The following is an 18,708-nucleotide window of genomic DNA, read 5'->3' on the forward strand; positions in this document are numbered from 1 at the left end:
AAAGACTTGAAAAGCTATTTAATTAAAAAGATGGAGGGAATATTTATGATTTTGAAAAAAAATGAGGATTTACAAAGCAAATATGAAGAATTGGCGGCTATTGATAAAAGACATTTTATGCATCCGACAACTTCTTTTAAACAACAACAAGAGCAAGGTCCTAAATTTATTTTTACAGAGGGAAAAGGTATCTATTTGAAAGATATAAGAGGGAATTGGATCATTGACGGATTATCCTCATTATGGAACGTAAATATTGGACATGGTAGACCGGAGCTTGGTATTGCAGCAATGGAACAGATGAAAAAGCTCGCCTTTAGTTCAACATTTGCTACGAATAGTCATGAACCGGTCATAAGACTTTCTGAAAAAGTTGCTGAGATGATGCCAGGAGATTTGTCGATGACTTTCTTCACTTCCGGTGGGTCTGAAGCAAATGATACTGCATTTAAAACAGTTCGACATTACTGGGAATTAAAAGGTTGTTTTGGTAAAAAGAAAATCATTTCACGGAAGAAATCGTATCATGGAGTTTCGGTTGGTGCGTCAAGTGCAACAGGATTACCTGCATTCAGAGCATTTCCTTCTTTAGCACCTGATTTTTATTACGTAGATTCACAAATAGAGTCCCTAAAAAATCTAATTAAAGAAGAAGGAGCAGATACAATTGCGGCATTCATCTCGGAGCCAATTCAAGGGTCCGGGGGAGTAAATTTACCACCTGAAAATTATTTCAAAGAGGTTCGTGAAATTTGTGATCAAAACAACATCCTGTTTATTGCCGATGAGGTGATTACTGGATTTGGTCGAACAGGAAAAAATTTCGGAATGGAAAATTTCGATGCAGTTCCAGATATCATGGTCATTGCGAAAGGAATCTCTAGTGGCTATGCTCCCATAGGTGGAATGGTAATTTCCGAAAAACTGAAGAACGAACTCATAGAATTGTCTGAAGGTGTCTTCATGCACGGTTATACGTATAGTGGTCACCCAATGTGTTGTGCAGTCGCATTAAAAAACTTAGAAATTATTGAAGAAGAAAATTTGATTGGAAATGTACGAAACATGGGTGATAAAATGCAAGAAGGCTTTAAATGGTTGAAAGATCGTCACGAAGTGATTTCGGATGTTCGAGGTATGGGATTATTAGGAGCTATCGAACTAATGAAAGACAAAGATACAAATACATCTTTTGAACAGCCTCTCTCAGTAAAAGTAGTGGAAGAAGCTTTAAATCATGGGTTGTTAGGACGAAGTATTATTTATGAAGGTCAGGATACTCTGGCTTTTGCACCACCATTTTGTATAAATAAAGAACAAGTAGAGAAGATCATTTCAATTATCGATACGTCTTTAACGAAGGTTTTAAAAGGATAAGTTATTCACGCTCAAATTTTCCTATAAAAATGACTAGGAACAGCAAAAACACTTCATATGTATTGTTATTCCACAATCCAATTTCAGATTTGAATACGGTTTAGGAGGGAAACAATGAGGAAAATATCACTATTAGTTATGCTTTTTGGAATTCTGTTATTGCTAGCAGCTTGTGGTTCTGAAGAAAAGGTGGAAACCGATGAAAAGAATGTTTTAGAACAACTTCAAAAAGCAGGGAAAGTTAAAGTTGGCTTTGCAAATGAAAAACCATACGCTTACGAAGATGATGATGGCGAGTTAAAAGGTGCTGCTGTTGAGATTGCAAAACAAGTACTTCATAATCTGGGTATTAAAGAAGTTGAAGGGCATCTTTCGGATTTTGGAAACTTAATTCCAGGTTTGAATGCGGGGAAATTCGATTTAATTACAGCGGGTATGGCAATTACTCCAGATAGATGTAAAAATGCGGCTTTTGGCGAACCTGAAATTCAATATGGTGAAGGATTGATTGTTGCTACAGGAAATCCCATGAATCTTCGAAGTTATAAAGATGTAGCAGATAATCCCGATATAAAAATTGCAGTTATGAGTGGAGCTACGGAAATAGACTTTTTACTTCGTGAAGGTGTAGCCGAGAATCAAATTATGAAAGTTCCTGATATTCCAGCATCCTTTTCAGCAGTTGAATCCGGAAGGGCACATGCGACAACTGGTACTGAAATGACAATTAAAATGGCATTGGAATCCGCGAATAAGGATAAGTTGGAGTTCGTAAATGATTTTGAACAACCTAAAATTGAAGGGAATCCAAGTTTTGGTGCAGCAGCTTTCCGTATTGACAATGTTGAACTAAGAGAAGCATACAATGCAGAGTTAACCAAATTGAAAAAAGAAGGTAAAATTGCTGCTTTAATTGAACCTTCAGGCTTCAGCGCTGAAATGAATGTTGTTGATGTTGATCTTACGACAGCCAGCATTTGTAGTGGTGAAAATTATTAAATTCAATTTGTGGTCATACCTTGCTGGGTTTGGCCATTTTTTTATAATTAGAATCCTAAAATGGAGTTGTTGAAATGAACTCAACAATCGATATTTCTCTTGTCTTGTTAAAAGGAATAAAAGTGACATTAATTGTTTTAGTATTTTCCGTTGTTTTATCAACTATTATTGCATTTGTGGCTGGTCTTTCAAGAGGATCTAACTCGGTGGTATTAAGCAGATTCACAGGGCTTTATGTGGAACTATTTAGAGGAACCTCTTTGATCGTCCAACTTTTTTGGTTTTCCTATGCTTTGCCAGGATTATTTAATATCCATTTAGGTAGTGATATTTGGGCGGGAATATTAGCAATATCTTTAAATTACGGTGCCTATATGTCTGAAATTGTGCGTGGTTCGATTCGCTCGGTACCAGAAGGCCAAACAGAAGCATCGATTGCGCTAAATTTGTCTGGATTTCAACGGATGCGCCTCATAATATTGCCACAGGCCGTCCGTATGATGCTGCCGGAATATGGAAATTACTTAATTCAAATTTTGAAAGGAACATCCCTTGTTTCGTTAATTGGATTGACGGACATCTTATATTACGGAAATATCTATAAAAGTACACATATATCAGAAACACCATTGGTTTATTTCGTAGTACTTATTTTTTATTTTCTTTTGGCATTACCACTTATTGCATTTACGCGTAAAATGGAAAAGGTTTCAAAGAAAGGAGTTGAACAAGGATGACATGGAGCTGGGAAGTGTTTTTCGAAGTAATTCCAATTATATTTAAAGGACTATGGATTACTCTCGGTTTAACCATCGCATGCTATCTCTTTGCAGTAGTTTTCGGTTTCTTTTGGTTACTCCTTAATGCAGTCCCCTCAAAGATTCTTCGTTGGCTTGCAAGGTGGGTTGCTGAATTCATCCGCTCAACTCCACCACTTGTTCAGCTGTTCTTTATTTACTATGCATTTCCAATGGTTCCAGTTGTCGGAATTTCACTGAATCCGTTTGCAGCAGCTATTATTGGGCTTGGTTTACATTTTAGTACGTACTTATCTGAAGTGTATCGTTCAGGAATTGAATCGGTTGAAAAAGGCCAATGGGAGGCTTCTACAGCGCTTAATTTATCTACAAAAGATAAATGGCTAAAAGTGATTTTACCGCAAGCCATTCCACCAGTGATTCCAATGCTCGGAAATTACCTGATTATCATGTTCAAAGAAGTTCCGCTTGCTTCCACAATTGGAGTAGTTGCTATGCTTCACTTGGCAAATGATTATGGTGCACAGCATTGGAAATATGTAGAACCTCTCACTGTAGTGGCACTCTTTTTCTTACTTTTAAGTTATCCGGCAGCTCTTCTTATTAATAAACTGGAAGTAAAATACAATCGGAATTACAACAAGAATTCAGTTAGTAAAACATAAGGGGGATGAACTATGGGAGAATTCGTTGCCAAATATCGGGATGTGCATAAATCTTTTGGAGATGTAAAAGTACTAAGAGGAATCGATTTAGATATTTCCCCATCTGAAAAAGTAGCATTAATAGGACCCAGTGGTTCTGGTAAAACGACAATTATTCGGATGTTGATGACTTTAGATACACCTACATCTGGTACTATTGAGGTCAACGGAAGAAATCTATGGCATATGGAAAAAAACAACGAACTTCTCCCAGCAAATGAAAAGCATTTGCGTGAAGTTCGTGGGGATATCGGGATGGTCTTTCAACATTTTAACTTATTTCCGCATTTAACTGTTTTAAAAAACTGTATGACTGCACCAATTAACGTTAGAAAAGAGAGTAAAGAAACAGCAAAACAACGATCTATAGAAATGTTGGAAAAGGTGGGCCTTGGTGATAAATTAAATCATTATCCAAGTCAATTATCAGGTGGTCAAAAACAACGTGTGGCAATGGCAAGGGCGTTAGTGATGCGACCCAAAATCATGCTGTTTGATGAGGTCACATCGGCATTAGACCCTGAGCTTGTAGGTGAAGTGCTTGAAGTAATTCGGGACCTTGCTGAGGAAGGGGAGATGGCAATGATCCTTGTGACACATGAGATGGATTTCGCACTGGATATTGCAGACCGAGTACTTTTCTTAAATGATGGTGTTATTGAAGCGGAAGGGCCACCGTCGGAAATACTTAAAAATCCAGAAAGTAAGAGATTGAAGGATTTTTTAAGCCGTTTTACATCCAGTTGATAGTGGTGTTTAGTCTACAGTAAAACCCGTTAATGTGCGCAAACACATCAACGGGTTTTAAGTGTTTTTATAATTCAAGCTAGGGATTCAACTACATAGTTCGTAAATTTATTTAAATCGAAAATGGGTAAGTCTGTAACTTCTCTCATTGCATGAATATAGGGTGGCATATTTGTACATTCCAATAGGATTGCTTTTATCTCGGGGTGACTATTGATCATTCGTTTTGTGACAGTCTTTATCTCGATAGCAACTTGTTCCATATTTAAGGGTTTACTTTGATCAATTATCGCGTCCGTAAAGTTGGGCATATCATCCATACCTTCAATAACTACGGGAATATTTCCAGCATCTACACCTAACAGATGCTGTTTCGTTAGGCTTGCTTTTCGTGCGGTTATAATCCCGACAGGTCTACCAGTAAGTGCATATGCAATTGGGATTTGCAGTAAACTAGAAGCATAAAAAGGCACATCAAGTTCACGTTGTATTTCTTTTTGAAAAAGAGCGAGAAAGCCACAACTCGTAGTAATGGCTTTAACTTCTCGTTCTTGTAATCTTTTCGCAGCAGCAATAAAGTGTTGAATTAGATTCGAGTCACCAACTTTTACTACACGTTCAATAGTTGCTGCTTCAATCCTTTCGTACGCAACAGGAAAAGTAAATGTAGATGGATTTCCGATATCACCAATAGGTCTATGAAACGAAGTATTCAGCATTAAAATTCCAATGACGGGTTTACTCAAAACACAATAAACCAAGCGGCTAATCCAACACCTAAGAAATAAAGTGAGTTAGGTAGAGCCAATACCATTACTTTTATAGGATCTACTTTTGTATTTAATATACCACCGATTAGCCCACATATAACAAAAGCTGTTAATCCGACAGGTGGCATATTTTGTCCTGCTGCTGCAATATGTGATGCACCTAAAGCAATAAGTGTTGGATCGACATTCAATTTTTCTAGTATAGGTCCTAGAAAGGTAACGTTCACTGATTGGGCAGTAGTTTGAGAACCAGTCATCATTCCAACAACAACTATTGATAAGGCACCACCGAGCTTTACGAAAGACTCAGATAGCCCTTCAGCCATTAATGCAACTTTATCAATCAATCCAGATGCATAAAATACTCCTACCATAATCCCTGCACTTAGTTGAATTTGAACCGTTTGACTTACTTTTCCAAATCCCCCTTTAAGTACGCCTTTCGATTGTTTCCAAACAGATGGGAAAAGAAAACTAACGAAAATGGCCACAATAATTGCCAACACCACAGGAAATGTAATTCCTTTGATAATGGGAATTTCTTTTAATGGATCTAGAACAAATGCTAGGAATTTAATTTCTGTGAAAATATTATATTTAAATATAGTATTAGTCAATACAATTGCAATGAGGACAATTAGAGGTATTAATGTTTTCCAACGTTCTCTCAAGATTTGAAAAATCGATTCAGTTGGAATTAATTCCTGTGGCATCATTTTTCCACGGACAAAACGGAAAGATTCCAATATCGCGAGAATTGCGCCGATGCTTACAGTTATATAAGCTAAATTAATTACTGGACTAGGGTCTATGCCAACTAAAGAAGCGGACAAAAATACGCCTTGCGTAATAGGAGGCATTATGGATCCAATAGAAGCACCGAGTAAAATTATCATTCCTATTTGCTCCGGTTTTAACTTAAGTTCTGTTAGAGAGTTAATAACAAGGAAGCCTATAACAGTAGCAGATGCAATTGCGTCACCAAGTAGGGAGCCTGCCAAAATAAGAGTGAGAAATATCGCAACAATTAATCCTCGTGGTGATTTACCGAATACTGCTCGAAAGCTATTGAGTGTTGTATCCATTGCACCTATCTTTACTTGCGATTCTGCATACAGACTTCCAAATATAGAAAGCATAATCACCCATGATAATCGATCAATTCCATCGATGAAACCAAGAAGTGTCTCTAATGGTGTTAGCCCAGATAGAATTGCGGAAGTTATTGCTGCAACAATCAGTGCAACACGAATATCTCCACCGATTTTTGGGATCTTTTTAACCAATACGATAATGAACAATAAAGCCAACGGTAAAATGATTTGAAACAAATTCTCATCCTTTCATTATAGTTTTTAATTATTTAGTCAATAAACGATCATAACTTAAAGGCTTTAGGAAGTTTTTATACTTTGAATGATTGTCTAATAAAGCTGTTACTAAATGACCTGTAATAGGAGCTAAGGCGATGCCATCACCTTCATGTCCAGCGGCAATTATATATCCTTTTATTCCGGGAACAAAATCGATTACTGGGAGACCATCACCGGTATAGGGTCTAAATCCAACCATCGAACGAATAATTCGAACAGAACTTAATGAGGGTACGATTCGTATTGCGTGTGCAGCGATAGCTTTTAGTAGATCAGAGGATACAGACTTATCAAACCCAACAAATTCTCGACTACCACCGATTAATAAATTACCGCTATCCGTTTGTCCAAGTGAAAGCCCAATACCGAATGGTGGGAGTTCATCTTCGTCAAGATTGGTTAAATGTTTTGCAACAATGTATTGTGAACATAATACATTTCCTGAAACGATTGGTTGTATTTTTTCTGAGATAAGAATGACACCTCGACGCGGTTGTATAGGCAGATGAACTCCTACCATTTTTGCTAAACTTGGGGAAAATGGACCTCCAGCATTAATAACGAGTTCAGTACCAATAAAACCATTATTCGTTTGAAGTCCTATAACTTTCCCATCATTCACTTCAATGGATTGTACTTCTGTATGTGTTTGTATTTCTACACCATATTGTTTAGCAGCTGAGGCAAATGCTTGACTGAGTAATAAGGGATTTACTTCAGCATCTTCACTGCTGTAAGTTGAGCCAATCGTGCGAGGTGAGAGACACGGTTGGATTTCCAACGTATCTTTTTGATTTAACAAATGTATATCCATACCAGCTGCCTTTTGAATATCAACAAAGTTTTTCATGAATTCTAAATGTGCTTCTGATTGAATTACAATCATTCCACCTGCACGTTTGAATTCAAAAGATACACCTAATTCTTCTTCTAAATTCTCATAGACTTTGCGACTGGCTTTTGCTAACTGACTTGGGAAGCCTGGTTTCTTTGATTGTAGAAATATGGCTTTATCGCAAGACGCAGAGGTTTCAGCTCCAATTCCTCCTTTTTCTATTAAAATGACTCGCCTTCCTGTAGCGCCTAATCTATAGGCGATTGATGTACCAATGACACCACCGCCAATAACGACTACATCCGCAGAATTCATAAAGGATAGCCCCCAAAGTTATAGTTTGAAATGTTTATTCCAAAGAATATCTGCTTTTTCCCTGCCGATTTCGATATGTTGTTGAAATGTGATAGGGGAGTTTTTACGTGTCTTTTTGACTTTTTCTTGAGCTTGTTTAATTAAATAAACAGAATTCTTTTTTATTAAACCCAATCGCTGACTAATAACTACACCAGCTAGTTCGCCTTGAGCCATTGCAATTTTGGCACCTTCAATTCCTGTACAATTTCCAGCGACAAAAATTCCTTGCTGAGTCGTTTCCATTTCGGGACTGTATAGAGGAACATGTCCACCGAGCTCTTCAATATAGATAAAATCACATTTTGCGGCTGCAGCCAGTTCAACTAAAGGGTATAAGCCACCCGAGATACAAACGCAATCAACGTCAATTTTATATTGTGAATTTTCAACAAGTCTGCCATCAGTGGTTACATTGGCAATTTGAATCTGTTCGACCTGATTGTCACCCTTTATTTCAATAATAGTCTTTTTCAAATAGAGAGGAATCCCCCAAACTTTAATTCCTTTTTGGGGATAATAGCGTGCGCCCATTGTTTGAATGAAGTTCGTTTTGGCCAAGTTTCCGGATAGCTTCAGCAGAGGACTGGGTGCTAAATTGGCCATAGTGGATAAATAGGAAATTATGTTTTTGGGATTGGATAGTCTATGAATATAATCTATAGGCGGAGGAATAAAAATACCAACTACATCAACACCGACTGTTTTCAATTCGTTTGCAGTAATTAGGGAAAGGGGATCAATTCCAATTATAGCAACCTTCTTTCCTGGCTTGACACGGTGATAATTGGTTAACATTTGTGCGGCGCCGATTGCCATAACGCCTGGGATTGTCCACCCTGGAATCGGAATTGCTTTTTCAACTGCTCCAGAGGCTATAAGGACATGATTTGTCTGAAGTTCCATACTGTTATTTAACAACACTCTCCACTTGGGAAAAATACCCCATACTTCAGTATTCTGAAAGATTGTGATGTTTAATTGTTTCATAGTTTTCTCTAGTTCATGTGCAATATCTTTGCCAATCCACCAACTATTTTTTGATTCTTTATGAAGCTGAGCTAATAGTTTGCCTCCTGCAACGGGATTTTCATCTACGACTGCAACCGTTGCTCCATTTTTCGAAAGTGTAATGGCTGCACTCATACCAGCGGGTCCAGAACCAATCACGACAGCGTCATATTTCATGAATTTTCCTGGCCTTGTGTGTGTATTTGCATATGTTCTTCTACATTTGTTATGCAAGTGCGAACACTTCTTTGTCCATTCACAGTCGCCCTGCATTCATAACAGTTACCGATACCGCAATATATACCTCTGGGCATATTTAGTTTTTCAGAATAACGAATAGTTCTAATATTATTTGCAAGTAATGCGGCAGCAATGGATTCGCCTTCTATTGCCTCATAGTTTACTTCGTTAAAAGTAAATGTGATTCGTTCTTTTCTTAAAGATCCAAATAAGGGATGTGTAAGTATTCTCATGAGAGCAGCTCCTTTCTAGTAGTTTTTGGCAAGTTCCGCTATTGTAAGCGGGCGGATTGGTATGTTATGTGTTAAGTGAGTTTTCTCGGGTAATTCTGAATTCGTATAAAATGAAATAACTTGTTCTAAAAGGGGGCGACATGTTTTAGACTGACAAATTCCCATAGCCGCTCTTGTTCGTAGTTTTACATCTTTTGAAGTTATTGCTCCACATTTTATTGCATCTAAGATATCACTTAGGTAAACCTCTTCACATCTACAAATCATGGTATCTTTAATGACAACTACCTCCTATCGGAAATACATAATCTACTATAATTTATGATTTGTTTATGGTATTTAGAATTGAATGCGTGGTAACAATAAAAGACAAGATTTGAAATAACGCAGCAATTCAACTATCAATACTATTAGATTAAATAATGTTTTTCTCACATCTTTATTTAATGTTAAATCGTGTATAGTATAAGTACATATGAACAAAGCAACGGAGGAAAAGTATGAGAAATATAATAGGTGGGGTTCAGTGGGCGATTTTTCTTATCGCTTCGTCCATTGCAGCTCCGATTGCAATTGCACATGTATTTGAAATGGATACAGGAGATACAACACTATTTATTCAACGAACCATATTTGTATTAGGGGTAGCTTGTATAGTACAAGCGTTTTTCGGTCACCGATTACCGATTAATGAAGGACCTGCGGGATTATGGTGGGGAGTATTCGTTGTGTATGCAGGTATGGTGGGGGTAATGTATCCTACAGCTGCTGATTCCTTAAGGGCATTGCAAAGTGGTATGTTGTACAGTGGTGTATTATTTATATTTTTAGCACTGACGGGCGTCGTCACCAAAATGAAACGATTATTTACACCAGCAATTACATTTACATATTTACTCTTACTTATATTGCAACTGAGTGGAACATTTCTCCAAGGAATGTTTGGCATAGAATCTGCGACAGATAGTATTGATGGAACTGTTGCGTTTGGTAGTATTGTTGTGATTTTTATTACCTTTATTACAATGAACCATAAAAGTAGTTGGGTATCAAAATACTCGGTACTCATTTCGATCGGTCTAGGTTGGTTATTATTTGCTGCACTTGGAAAGGCTTCCCATATAGAATCTAAAGCCACGAAACTCATTGCTTTCCCAGATGTTTTTGTATATGGAAAACCAATTTGGGACAGCGGAATGTTTGTCACTACTCTGTTTATAACATTATTATTAATTGCTAATATGATGGCTTCCATACGAGTTATGGAAAACCTGTACAAACATTCATTTGCTATCGAAGTTCCTGATCGTGTGAAAGAAGGATCTATTGCATCAGGTATTAACCATCTTCTATCAGGTGTTTTCTCCGCAATTGGACCCGTACCAATCTCGGGTGCAGCAGGATTTGTAGGGGCGACAAGAATGATTTCAATTAAGCCTTTTATCATTGGAAGCGTGATTGTTATTGGGATGACTCTTTCTCCAGCGGTTATGAGTTTTTTTGCAACATTACCAGCACCTGTTGCTTATGCAGTAACTTTTGCAATTTTTACTAAAATGGTTGAAATGGCATTTACAGAATTGGCAACAGATAAAAACCAATCACAGGCTTATAAAGTTGTTGCATTTGGATTAATGATTGGTGTTGGATTAATGTTCATGCCGGCAACTAGTATGGCGAGTTTACCAAATATCCTAGCAACGACATTATCGAATGGTCTTGTTACTGGGACAATTATCGCGATGATGATTGAACAGTATTTACTATGGAAAACAAAAGCAAGATAATATAAAACATCCCCTGTAAATGTTGCATTTACAGGGGATGTTTTTATCTACATTTATAAAATTAAAGCATTAAAATTAATTCACGTAATACTTTGCATGCAACGGCAGTTGAGACACCGCTTTGGTCGTAAATAGGGGATAATTCATTCACATCGCATGCGATGATATTAAGCTCACTTACATCGAGCATTGCTTGCAATAACTCAAGGAAACTAACTCCACCAGCTTCAGGTGTGCCTGTACCAGGGAAGACAGAAGGGTCTAATACATCTAAATCGATTGTTAAGTAAATCGGTTTACCCTTTAGTTTTTCAACGATTTCATTCAACCCATCGAAGTTGAATTTGTTTGTATATACATGATCTTTACCCCATTGAAATTCGCTTCGGTCACCTGAACGTATACCAAACTGGTATATTCGACCGTCCCCAAGAATATCCCACACTCTATGTATTACAGAAGCATGAGATAAAGATTCACCTAGATAATCATCTCGTAAATCAGCATGTGCATCAAATTGTATGACATGTAAATCAGGATATTTCTTAGCTGCAGCTCGAACTGCACCTAAAGTAACTAAATGTTCGCCGCCAATCATGCAAGGAATTTTATCGTCTTCTAAAACAAGGGCAGTAAACTCTTCGATTTGTGTAAGCGCCTTTTCGGGATTACCAAAACTGAGCTCTAAATCTCCGCCGTCAAAGACTGTAATATCTTCCAAATCTTTATCTTGGTACGGACTATATGTTTCAATCCCGAATGATTCACTTCTCATTGCCTTACTGGCAAAACGAGTTCCTGGACGGTAGGAAGTTGTTGAATCGAAGGGCGCTCCAAAAATAACGATTTTGGATTCCTCATACTCATTTTCACATCCGAGAAAAGTTTCAATGTTTTTACTCAGCATCTTCTAATTGTTCCTTCACATAATTTGGAAGGGCGAACGAGCCGACATGGATTTCAGTATTGTAATATTTTGTTTTCAGATCTAAAGCGTTCCATGCTGCGACATCCAAGTCTTTAATTGGATCGAATTTCTTTGAAGCGAATCCGAAAAGCCAATGGCCTGATGGATATGTCGGGATATGTGCTTGATATACATGACAGTTCGGGAAAAATTCTACAATGCGATTATGTGCACGTTGCATAGAAAGAGCATACTCAGCATAAAAAGGGCTTTCGTGTTGATTCACAAGAATTCCGTCTTCATTTAAGGCATTATAGCAATTGCCGTAAAATTCTTTTGTGAATAGTCCTTCACCAGGACCAAATGGATCGGTAGAGTCAACGATTATTAAATCGTATTCATTTTCCTTTGTACGAACAAACTTTAGACCATCCTCAAAAAATAGATTTACTCTAGGATCTGTTAGTTTTGAAGCTGTTAGGGGAATGAACTCTTGACAGACATCAACGACCATTTTGTCAATCTCAACCATATCTATTTGCTCAATCGTTTCGTATTTAGTTAGTTCACGAACAGTACCACCATCGCCTGCACCTATAACTAAAACCTTTTTAATATTTGGATTTGTCGCCATTGGAACATGAACAATCATATCATGATAAATGAATTCATCTTTTTCCGTTAACATAACTAAACCATCAAGAGTTAGAAGTTTACCAAACTCTGTTGTTTGTAAGACATCAATTTTTTGAAACTCACTCTGTCCTGAGTAAAGATGTTGTTCTATTTTCATGGATAGTCGGACTCCAGGTGTATGTTCTTCTGTATACCAAACGTTCATTGTGATCACTCCCTAACTATATTAATAAATTCAATTTGATTGTCTTCAGTTCCTGTTAAAAAGCAACCTTTTTCTTTACAATACTCAATATAAGCTAAAATCTCTTCGGTAATCCTTTCGCCAGGCGCGACAATTGGGATTCCGGGGGGATAGCACATTACGAATTCACTAGAAACATTTCCGGCACTTTCTGAAATTGGAAGCCTGTCTTTAGGTGAATAAAATGCTTCCTGTGGAGTCATAACAACTTCTGGATTAATGTATTCTTGATCAAATAAACCATTCTTTTCTTTACCATAACGACGTTTTATTTCCGCCAATGCCGCAACCAGTCGTTCGAGATCTCGATGTCGATCACCGACAGATATATAAGCCAACAAATTGCCTAAATCTCCAAATTCGATTTGAATATCGTACTCATCACGAAGGATATCATATACTTCGACCCCCGCGAGCCCAATATCCAGGGTATGGACAGAGAGTTTGGTAACATCAAAGTCGAAAATGGTATCTCCATTCAGCAATTCTTTCGAAAAGGCGTAATATCCATTGATCTTATTGATTTCATCTCTTGTGTATTGTGCCATATCAGAAACTTTTTGAAATATTTCTTCACCATTTAAGGCAAGGTTTTTTCTTGAAATATCCAATGATGACAATAACAAATAAGAACCACTAGTTGTCTGGGTTAAGTTAATAATTTGTCGAGTGTATCCAACGCTTACATTATTATTAATTAACAAAAACGAACTTTGTGTCAGGGAACCACCAGATTTATGCATACTAACGGAAGCCATATCAGCTCCAACCGACATAGCAGAGGCGGGTAGATCCTTTCCAAAGTAGAAATGTGTGCCATGCGCCTCATCTACGAGGACGAGCATTCCATGCAGATGTGCAAGATCTGTAATGGCTTTCATATTAGAACAAATTCCGTAATAGGTGGGATTGTTAATAAGAATTGCTTTAGCATCTAGATTTTCTTCAATTGCTCGTTTTACGTCGCTTAAACTCATCCCTAAGGGTATGCCTAAATCTTTATCTACTCCAGGATTTACGTATATAGGGATCGCACCGCTGATTATAAGAGAATTGATGGCACTGCGATGCACATTACGGGGCATAATTATCTTTTCACCCGATTTGCAAGCAGTCATAATCATTGCTTGCACGGCAGAAGTTGTCCCGTTCACCATGAAAAAGGCATGTTTTGCCCCAAAGGCTTCAGCGGCCAATACTTCTGCTTCGGCAATGACTGAAACTGGATGACACAGATTGTCCAAAGGCTTCATGGAGTTTACGTCCATAGTGAGACATTCTTCACCTAAAAAATCTGTTAGCTCTTTATTTCCTCGTCCACGCTTATGGCCAGGTACATCAAAAGGAACAACCCGCTTAGATTTATAGCGGGTCAATGCTTCCATAATAGGTGCTTTTTGTTGTGAGAGTTGTGTCATTTTTGTAACTCTAGTTCTTCGTATATATTTGTTCCACTAAAGATTTCAATCATTTCCCTACGTAAATTATTTGTTATTTGTAGCCTTTCTTTAGGGGGGATTTCATAAACATCTAAGTTAAACAAATAATCTTGTAGAACAATCTCTTTTATAAGTAATTTTGTATGAAAGATGTTGGATTGATATACGTTTACGTCGATTGCATCATACTTTTGTAATGTTTGTTTATCGATATAGTCTTGAATCGATGCCATTTTATGATCAATAAAAAGTTTTTTTCCTTTTTCATCACGTGTAAAACCTCTGACGCGGTAATCCGTAGTAATGATATCTGAATCGAAACTTCCTATTAAATAATCCAATGCATTTAAAGGCGAAATCTCTCCACATGTCGATACATCAATATCCACACGGAACGTGGCAATTGAGTTGTCTGGATGATACTCAGGATACGTATGAACAGTGACATGACTTTTATCCAAATGGCCAACAACAGTTTCACGTGTCTTCAAAATATCGATTTCACCACGGTTGCATGATTCGTCAATTAGGCCGACTGGAATAGATTCTTCGGATATGAGAATCGTTACACTTGCTCCTTGTGGATCATAATCTTGTTTGCTCACGTTTAATACAGTTGCGCCGATAATTTCGGTTACATTTACGAGTATATTGGTTAATCGTTCTGAGTTATACTGCTCATCAATATAAGCAATATAGTCTTTTTGCTCCCGCTCACTTTTTGCATAGCTCACATCAAAGATGTTGAAGCTAAGTGTCTTGGTGAGGTTGTTAAAGCCATATAGTTTCAGCTTATTTTCCAACCCTAACTTCACGCCCTTCATACATATTAGTGGATTATAATTTGAAATTTTGTTGGATAAATAAAGCCCGCCAAAATTTGAACTATAGATTCATTATAAAGTATAGCAACTCACAATAAAAGTAATACTCCAAATTTAACAAAAGTATATTAAATGTAACAAATTTGATAAAGAAGAATTTATATTTAACAGCTGCATATAATTAGTTAGAAAGCCCAGAAAAGTTTTTATTGATAAAAGTTCTCAGTTGGAGTATGATTAGGTTGAGAAGAGTTCTCAGTACAGTGCATATTTAAAGATAATGTAGTGGAAGGATGATGGATTGTGATTCGAATCATAATGTTGGCACTAGTAACGGGGAGTGTCCTAGGATTAACAACAAGTACTGTTTTCGGTGGAATTAATATAGATGGGGCTCTATTAGGAATTATGTCCATCATTTTCTTAGTTGTCGTAAGTTCTTCTATTATCTTTATAAATCAAAAGAGAGTACATCATAACGAAATATAATAAAATAAGTGTTTTATAAATTGATCATAAAAAAACGCAACTCTTTTAACAAAAGAGTTGCGTTTTTATTACGATATTCAATCAAACTTCTTTTTGTACTTCTTTTACAGCAGTTTCTACTTCAACCCTTGTCATTTTATCTTTACCGCTTTTTAAGGCTTTTAAAGTTTTATGTGCGAGTACTAAAGGGACTTTACAAAAAAGAACGATTCTTCTATGCTGAATACTTTTAATATATTCATCGGCTTTTGCTAAATTTTCCTCTGCATATGCAAACATGTCTTCTCTTGTCCAACCCTCTGGAAAGAATTGAACACCGCGTTCATTATCTTCATCCTTGTTACGTAATATATTAACCGCTTGCAGTCCGCGACCATAACTAATCGCCAATTCACGATCTGTGACAATATCCGCGTTTTCCTCCCATAAATCGGAAAGCATAATTCCTACAAGTCCAGCAACATAATATGTATATTCATCTAAGTCTTCTTTAGTTTTCACTTGCCAGTCTTTTTCTACCCACTTAGCCATACCGATTGCCATTTCACTTGTAGAAGCTTTTACTTTTGCTAGTGAAACAACCGGACAAAAATCCAACCAATCACCAAGTCGTATTGAAACTTCTGGCAATTGATCTTCGTATTCTGCTATAAGTTGTGCATAAGCAGTTTTATCAAAATCAGTTAGTAACATTTCACTCGTTTTAAGCAATAGATGTTGTTTTACTTCAGCATCTAATGTTTCATGATCTTCGATTTCATCAATAGCGCGCATACATAGATAAGCAGATGCGACAGCATTTTTTAATGTGCTGTCTAAAAAAGTAATGGGAATGTAAAAAGTTCTACTAGTTTCTTTAAGTACCGCCATAGCTTCTTTTTGTAAAGTTTTACTGTTACCCACAATAATGCCTCCAATTCTTACAATCCTTAGCTTGTATTTTATTTTATCTAATTATCAGGTAAAATGGTAGGGAAAACATCTTTCACATTATCCTTTTTATTCAGCAGATGAATTTAATGTCCTTAAATAATAGTCAATTGGAATGAATAAACCCACTTTCCCAAAGTCCTCGTGATTTAATGTGGCAAATATGATTCCAATTACCAACCCATTTTCATTTAATATTGGGCTACCACTATTACCACGATAAACAGGCGCTTTAATCATAATGACTTCTTCTTCCCAATCTTTTAATTGAATAGGCTCAATAATCGTTCCTTCATTGGCGATCCCGTGAAACCGAAGAGGGTTTCCAATAAACTGAATGGGTTCATTTTGTATGAAGGATTTTTCTTCAGAAAGTTTTAGAAAGGGTAAGTTTTTACTGTCTACCTTCAACACGGCAAGATCGATAGATGGGTACTCTTCTATAACCTTGGCCGAATATCGACCATCATCTGGAAAATAAACAGATACCGTTTCATTTCCTTCAATGACATGATAATTCGTTAAGATGGTTCCATCACTGGATATTGAAAAGCCGGTCCCTTTACTGTCTTCTGTTGAAATAACTACAACAGATTTTTTATACAAAGCTATCTTTTCATCACTTGAAAGTTCAGCCGATGTGCGTAAAAAATCAATCGCTGGAATTGAATATATTTCGAAAATAATCGAAAATGTATTTACTCCAAGTACAATAGCCATTAGCCAAAATATCCACTTTGGAAATTTCCGTTTCGTTTTTTGTTGTTCTTTTTCTTGGGCGGCTTTCAGTAATGCTTCGCGCTGTGCTTCCCAAACAAGTTCGTGCATCTCTTCTTCGTCAATATCTTCGTAGAACTCATTATCATGTCCATTATGTTTATCATCTAGGGATTCCTTCAATTATTCTCACATCCTTACGCAACTATACTAATGTTGCCATAGATGTTGTTACAATTCAAAATTTAATGATGGTTACGTTCATTATGATTGAGTGATGTGCTAAGAACTGCCACAAATGACAGGTAAGTTAGATTTAAATTTTTACTATTAGAAAACCGGATTCTGATTAGAATCCGGTTTTTTTCTTGGAGTATCGATTTTTCATCTTTTATTTGTTATTCTAAAATCTTTATTTTAACTGTTTTTCTACCCCAATTAAGTGCATCTTGCCTGTGTTCAATAAAGACATCGATAATATTTCCTTTTATAGCGCTGCCAATATCCCCAGCAATCGCCTCGCCGTAACCCTCGACCCATACCCTAGATCCAAGTGGAATGATTCTCGGATCAACTGCAATTACTTTTTGGTTTGGATTGGCACGTAAGTTAATGCCTGTGTATGTCGTTCCAGAACAGCCTTTACAATAGGCGGTATATGCAGTTGCCGTCATAGTCATTTCTTTACCAGGTCCGTTGTTTATGGTAGCTGCTTGAACTTTAGCTTTAGCAATAGGCTGAGAAGTTGATTTTGTTTTTACTTGAGCGATTTCTTGAGGCTTCTTGGGAATTGAGATTGTTTGTAATGTTGCTTGATGTGAAGGATTATTTATCCCGTTTAATACAAGTTCTTGACCTGGAAGGATTAACTCACTTGAAATTGTATTCCAATTAATCAATTCCTCTATGGATAGGTTGTTTTCTACTGCAATATTAATAAGCGTGTCTCCAGGTTTTACAATGTAGGTTTCCAAATCTTTTTTTACGCTGCTTTCAATTTCATTTCTAAACTTAGAAATTTTATTTACAATTAATTCTTGTGTTGGATGGATTATTGTCGAGTCCAGGTCATTCCACTTTAGTAAGTCATCGATGAGGACATTGTTTTCATTTGCAATTGACCATAAAGTATCACCTGGTTGAACAGTTTGATAAGATGACGACTCAAATTGTACCTCAATTGAATCCTCAATATGAATCGGAAATGGTAACGTCGCAGCAAAGGCTGTAAATCCTCCTGTAAATAGTACAGTGATTATAGCTAAAACTAAAATGTGTTTCTTCATAATAAAGACTTCCTCCTCTTTGTAGGTAAAAGAATGATATTAAGACAA

The 18,708-nt window shown here is 36.8% G+C and carries 20 protein-coding genes; 7 read left to right on the forward strand and 13 right to left on the reverse strand.

Annotated elements, in window-relative coordinates; genetic code table 11:
- Window positions 1–45 precede the first annotated feature (45 nt).
- From ACFSFY_RS08145 to ehuA, 5 genes are all read left to right on the forward strand, one after another.
- Window positions 46–1,377, forward strand: coding sequence for an aminotransferase family protein (locus tag ACFSFY_RS08145; RefSeq protein WP_381537013.1), 1,332 nt, complete (start codon window positions 46–48; stop codon window positions 1,375–1,377).
- A gap of 114 nt (window positions 1,378–1,491) precedes the next feature.
- The gene (gene ehuB / locus ACFSFY_RS08150; RefSeq protein ID WP_381537015.1) at window positions 1,492–2,376 is read left to right on the forward strand and encodes an ectoine/hydroxyectoine ABC transporter substrate-binding protein EhuB; all 885 of its coding nucleotides are present in this window, start codon (window positions 1,492–1,494) and stop codon (window positions 2,374–2,376) included.
- 74 nt (window positions 2,377–2,450) lie between these two features.
- Window positions 2,451–3,113, forward strand: a complete 663-nt coding sequence (locus tag ACFSFY_RS08155; RefSeq protein ID WP_381537017.1) for an amino acid ABC transporter permease — start codon at window positions 2,451–2,453, stop codon at window positions 3,111–3,113.
- A complete protein-coding gene (ehuD, locus tag ACFSFY_RS08160) occupies window positions 3,110–3,799 on the forward strand; it encodes an ectoine/hydroxyectoine ABC transporter permease subunit EhuD (RefSeq protein WP_381537019.1) in 690 nt (229 codons plus the stop codon). Before ACFSFY_RS08155 ends, ehuD begins: the two co-directional genes overlap by 4 nt.
- Before the next feature lie 12 nt (window positions 3,800–3,811).
- Window positions 3,812–4,585: an ectoine/hydroxyectoine ABC transporter ATP-binding protein EhuA gene (gene ehuA / locus ACFSFY_RS08165; RefSeq protein ID WP_381537021.1), complete on the forward strand. Its 774-nt coding sequence runs from the start codon at window positions 3,812–3,814 to the stop codon at window positions 4,583–4,585.
- A gap of 74 nt (window positions 4,586–4,659) precedes the next feature.
- Here the strand turns inward: ehuA and ACFSFY_RS08170 are convergent, their stop codons facing one another.
- The 6 genes from ACFSFY_RS08170 to ACFSFY_RS08195 are packed head-to-tail and all read right to left on the reverse strand — an operon-like array spanning window position 4,660 to window position 9,668.
- Complete coding sequence (locus ACFSFY_RS08170) at window positions 4,660–5,331, reverse strand: aspartate/glutamate racemase family protein (RefSeq protein WP_381537023.1); 672 nt, start codon at window positions 5,329–5,331, stop codon at window positions 4,660–4,662.
- Window positions 5,328–6,686: a TRAP transporter large permease subunit gene (locus ACFSFY_RS08175; RefSeq protein ID WP_381537025.1), complete on the reverse strand. Its 1,359-nt coding sequence runs from the start codon at window positions 6,684–6,686 to the stop codon at window positions 5,328–5,330. Before ACFSFY_RS08175 ends, ACFSFY_RS08170 begins: the two co-directional genes overlap by 4 nt.
- 28 nt (window positions 6,687–6,714) lie before the next feature.
- On the reverse strand, window positions 6,715–7,878 hold the full coding sequence (locus ACFSFY_RS08180) for an NAD(P)/FAD-dependent oxidoreductase (RefSeq protein ID WP_381537027.1): 1,164 nt from the start codon (window positions 7,876–7,878) through the stop codon (window positions 6,715–6,717).
- A gap of 18 nt (window positions 7,879–7,896) precedes the next feature.
- Window positions 7,897–9,105: an NAD(P)/FAD-dependent oxidoreductase gene (locus ACFSFY_RS08185; RefSeq protein WP_381537028.1), complete on the reverse strand. Its 1,209-nt coding sequence runs from the start codon at window positions 9,103–9,105 to the stop codon at window positions 7,897–7,899.
- Window positions 9,102–9,401, reverse strand: coding sequence for a (2Fe-2S)-binding protein (locus tag ACFSFY_RS08190; RefSeq protein ID WP_381537030.1), 300 nt, complete (start codon window positions 9,399–9,401; stop codon window positions 9,102–9,104). Before ACFSFY_RS08190 ends, ACFSFY_RS08185 begins: the two co-directional genes overlap by 4 nt.
- Window positions 9,402–9,416: 15 nt before the next feature.
- The gene (locus ACFSFY_RS08195) at window positions 9,417–9,668 is read right to left on the reverse strand and encodes a (2Fe-2S)-binding protein (protein WP_381537032.1); all 252 of its coding nucleotides are present in this window, start codon (window positions 9,666–9,668) and stop codon (window positions 9,417–9,419) included.
- 233 nt (window positions 9,669–9,901) lie between these two features.
- Here ACFSFY_RS08195 and ACFSFY_RS08200 point away from each other — a divergent pair, with 233 nt between their 5' ends.
- Window positions 9,902–11,188 (forward strand): purine/pyrimidine permease, encoded by a 1,287-nt coding sequence (locus ACFSFY_RS08200; protein ID WP_381537034.1) that lies wholly within the window; start codon window positions 9,902–9,904, stop codon window positions 11,186–11,188.
- Between the two features lie 61 nt (window positions 11,189–11,249).
- On the opposite strand, the gene speB is transcribed toward ACFSFY_RS08200, so the two are convergent.
- From speB to speD, 4 genes are read right to left on the reverse strand one after another with little or no spacing between them, the layout of a single operon-like run.
- The gene (gene speB / locus ACFSFY_RS08205; RefSeq protein ID WP_381537036.1) at window positions 11,250–12,095 is read right to left on the reverse strand and encodes an agmatinase; all 846 of its coding nucleotides are present in this window, start codon (window positions 12,093–12,095) and stop codon (window positions 11,250–11,252) included.
- Window positions 12,085–12,936, reverse strand: a complete 852-nt coding sequence (gene speE, locus ACFSFY_RS08210; RefSeq protein ID WP_381537038.1) for a polyamine aminopropyltransferase — start codon at window positions 12,934–12,936, stop codon at window positions 12,085–12,087. The genes speB and speE overlap by 11 nt, the downstream gene beginning before the upstream one ends.
- 5 nt (window positions 12,937–12,941) lie before the next feature.
- Window positions 12,942–14,393: an aminotransferase class I/II-fold pyridoxal phosphate-dependent enzyme gene (locus ACFSFY_RS08215; protein WP_381537040.1), complete on the reverse strand. Its 1,452-nt coding sequence runs from the start codon at window positions 14,391–14,393 to the stop codon at window positions 12,942–12,944.
- Window positions 14,390–15,217: an adenosylmethionine decarboxylase gene (gene speD, locus ACFSFY_RS08220; RefSeq protein WP_381537042.1), complete on the reverse strand. Its 828-nt coding sequence runs from the start codon at window positions 15,215–15,217 to the stop codon at window positions 14,390–14,392. The genes ACFSFY_RS08215 and speD overlap by 4 nt, the downstream gene beginning before the upstream one ends.
- A 324-nt stretch (window positions 15,218–15,541) precedes the next feature.
- On the opposite strand from speD, the gene ACFSFY_RS08225 reads away from it, so the two are divergent.
- A complete protein-coding gene (locus tag ACFSFY_RS08225; RefSeq protein WP_381537045.1) occupies window positions 15,542–15,727 on the forward strand; it encodes a hypothetical protein in 186 nt (61 codons plus the stop codon).
- 81 nt (window positions 15,728–15,808) lie between these two features.
- On the opposite strand, the gene ACFSFY_RS08230 is transcribed toward ACFSFY_RS08225, so the two are convergent.
- The 3 genes from ACFSFY_RS08230 to ACFSFY_RS08240 form a co-directional block, all read right to left on the reverse strand.
- The gene (locus ACFSFY_RS08230; protein ID WP_381537047.1) at window positions 15,809–16,630 is read right to left on the reverse strand and encodes a squalene/phytoene synthase family protein; all 822 of its coding nucleotides are present in this window, start codon (window positions 16,628–16,630) and stop codon (window positions 15,809–15,811) included.
- 96 nt (window positions 16,631–16,726) lie between these two features.
- A complete protein-coding gene (locus tag ACFSFY_RS08235; protein ID WP_381537049.1) occupies window positions 16,727–17,557 on the reverse strand; it encodes a S1C family serine protease in 831 nt (276 codons plus the stop codon).
- Between the two features lie 215 nt (window positions 17,558–17,772).
- On the reverse strand, window positions 17,773–18,660 hold the full coding sequence (locus tag ACFSFY_RS08240; protein ID WP_381537051.1) for a LysM peptidoglycan-binding domain-containing protein: 888 nt from the start codon (window positions 18,658–18,660) through the stop codon (window positions 17,773–17,775).
- Window positions 18,661–18,708: the final 48 nt, after the last annotated feature.

The organism is Sporosarcina siberiensis (genome assembly GCF_042681925.1).
GTDB lineage: Bacteria > Bacillota > Bacilli > Bacillales_A > Planococcaceae > Sporosarcina > Sporosarcina siberiensis.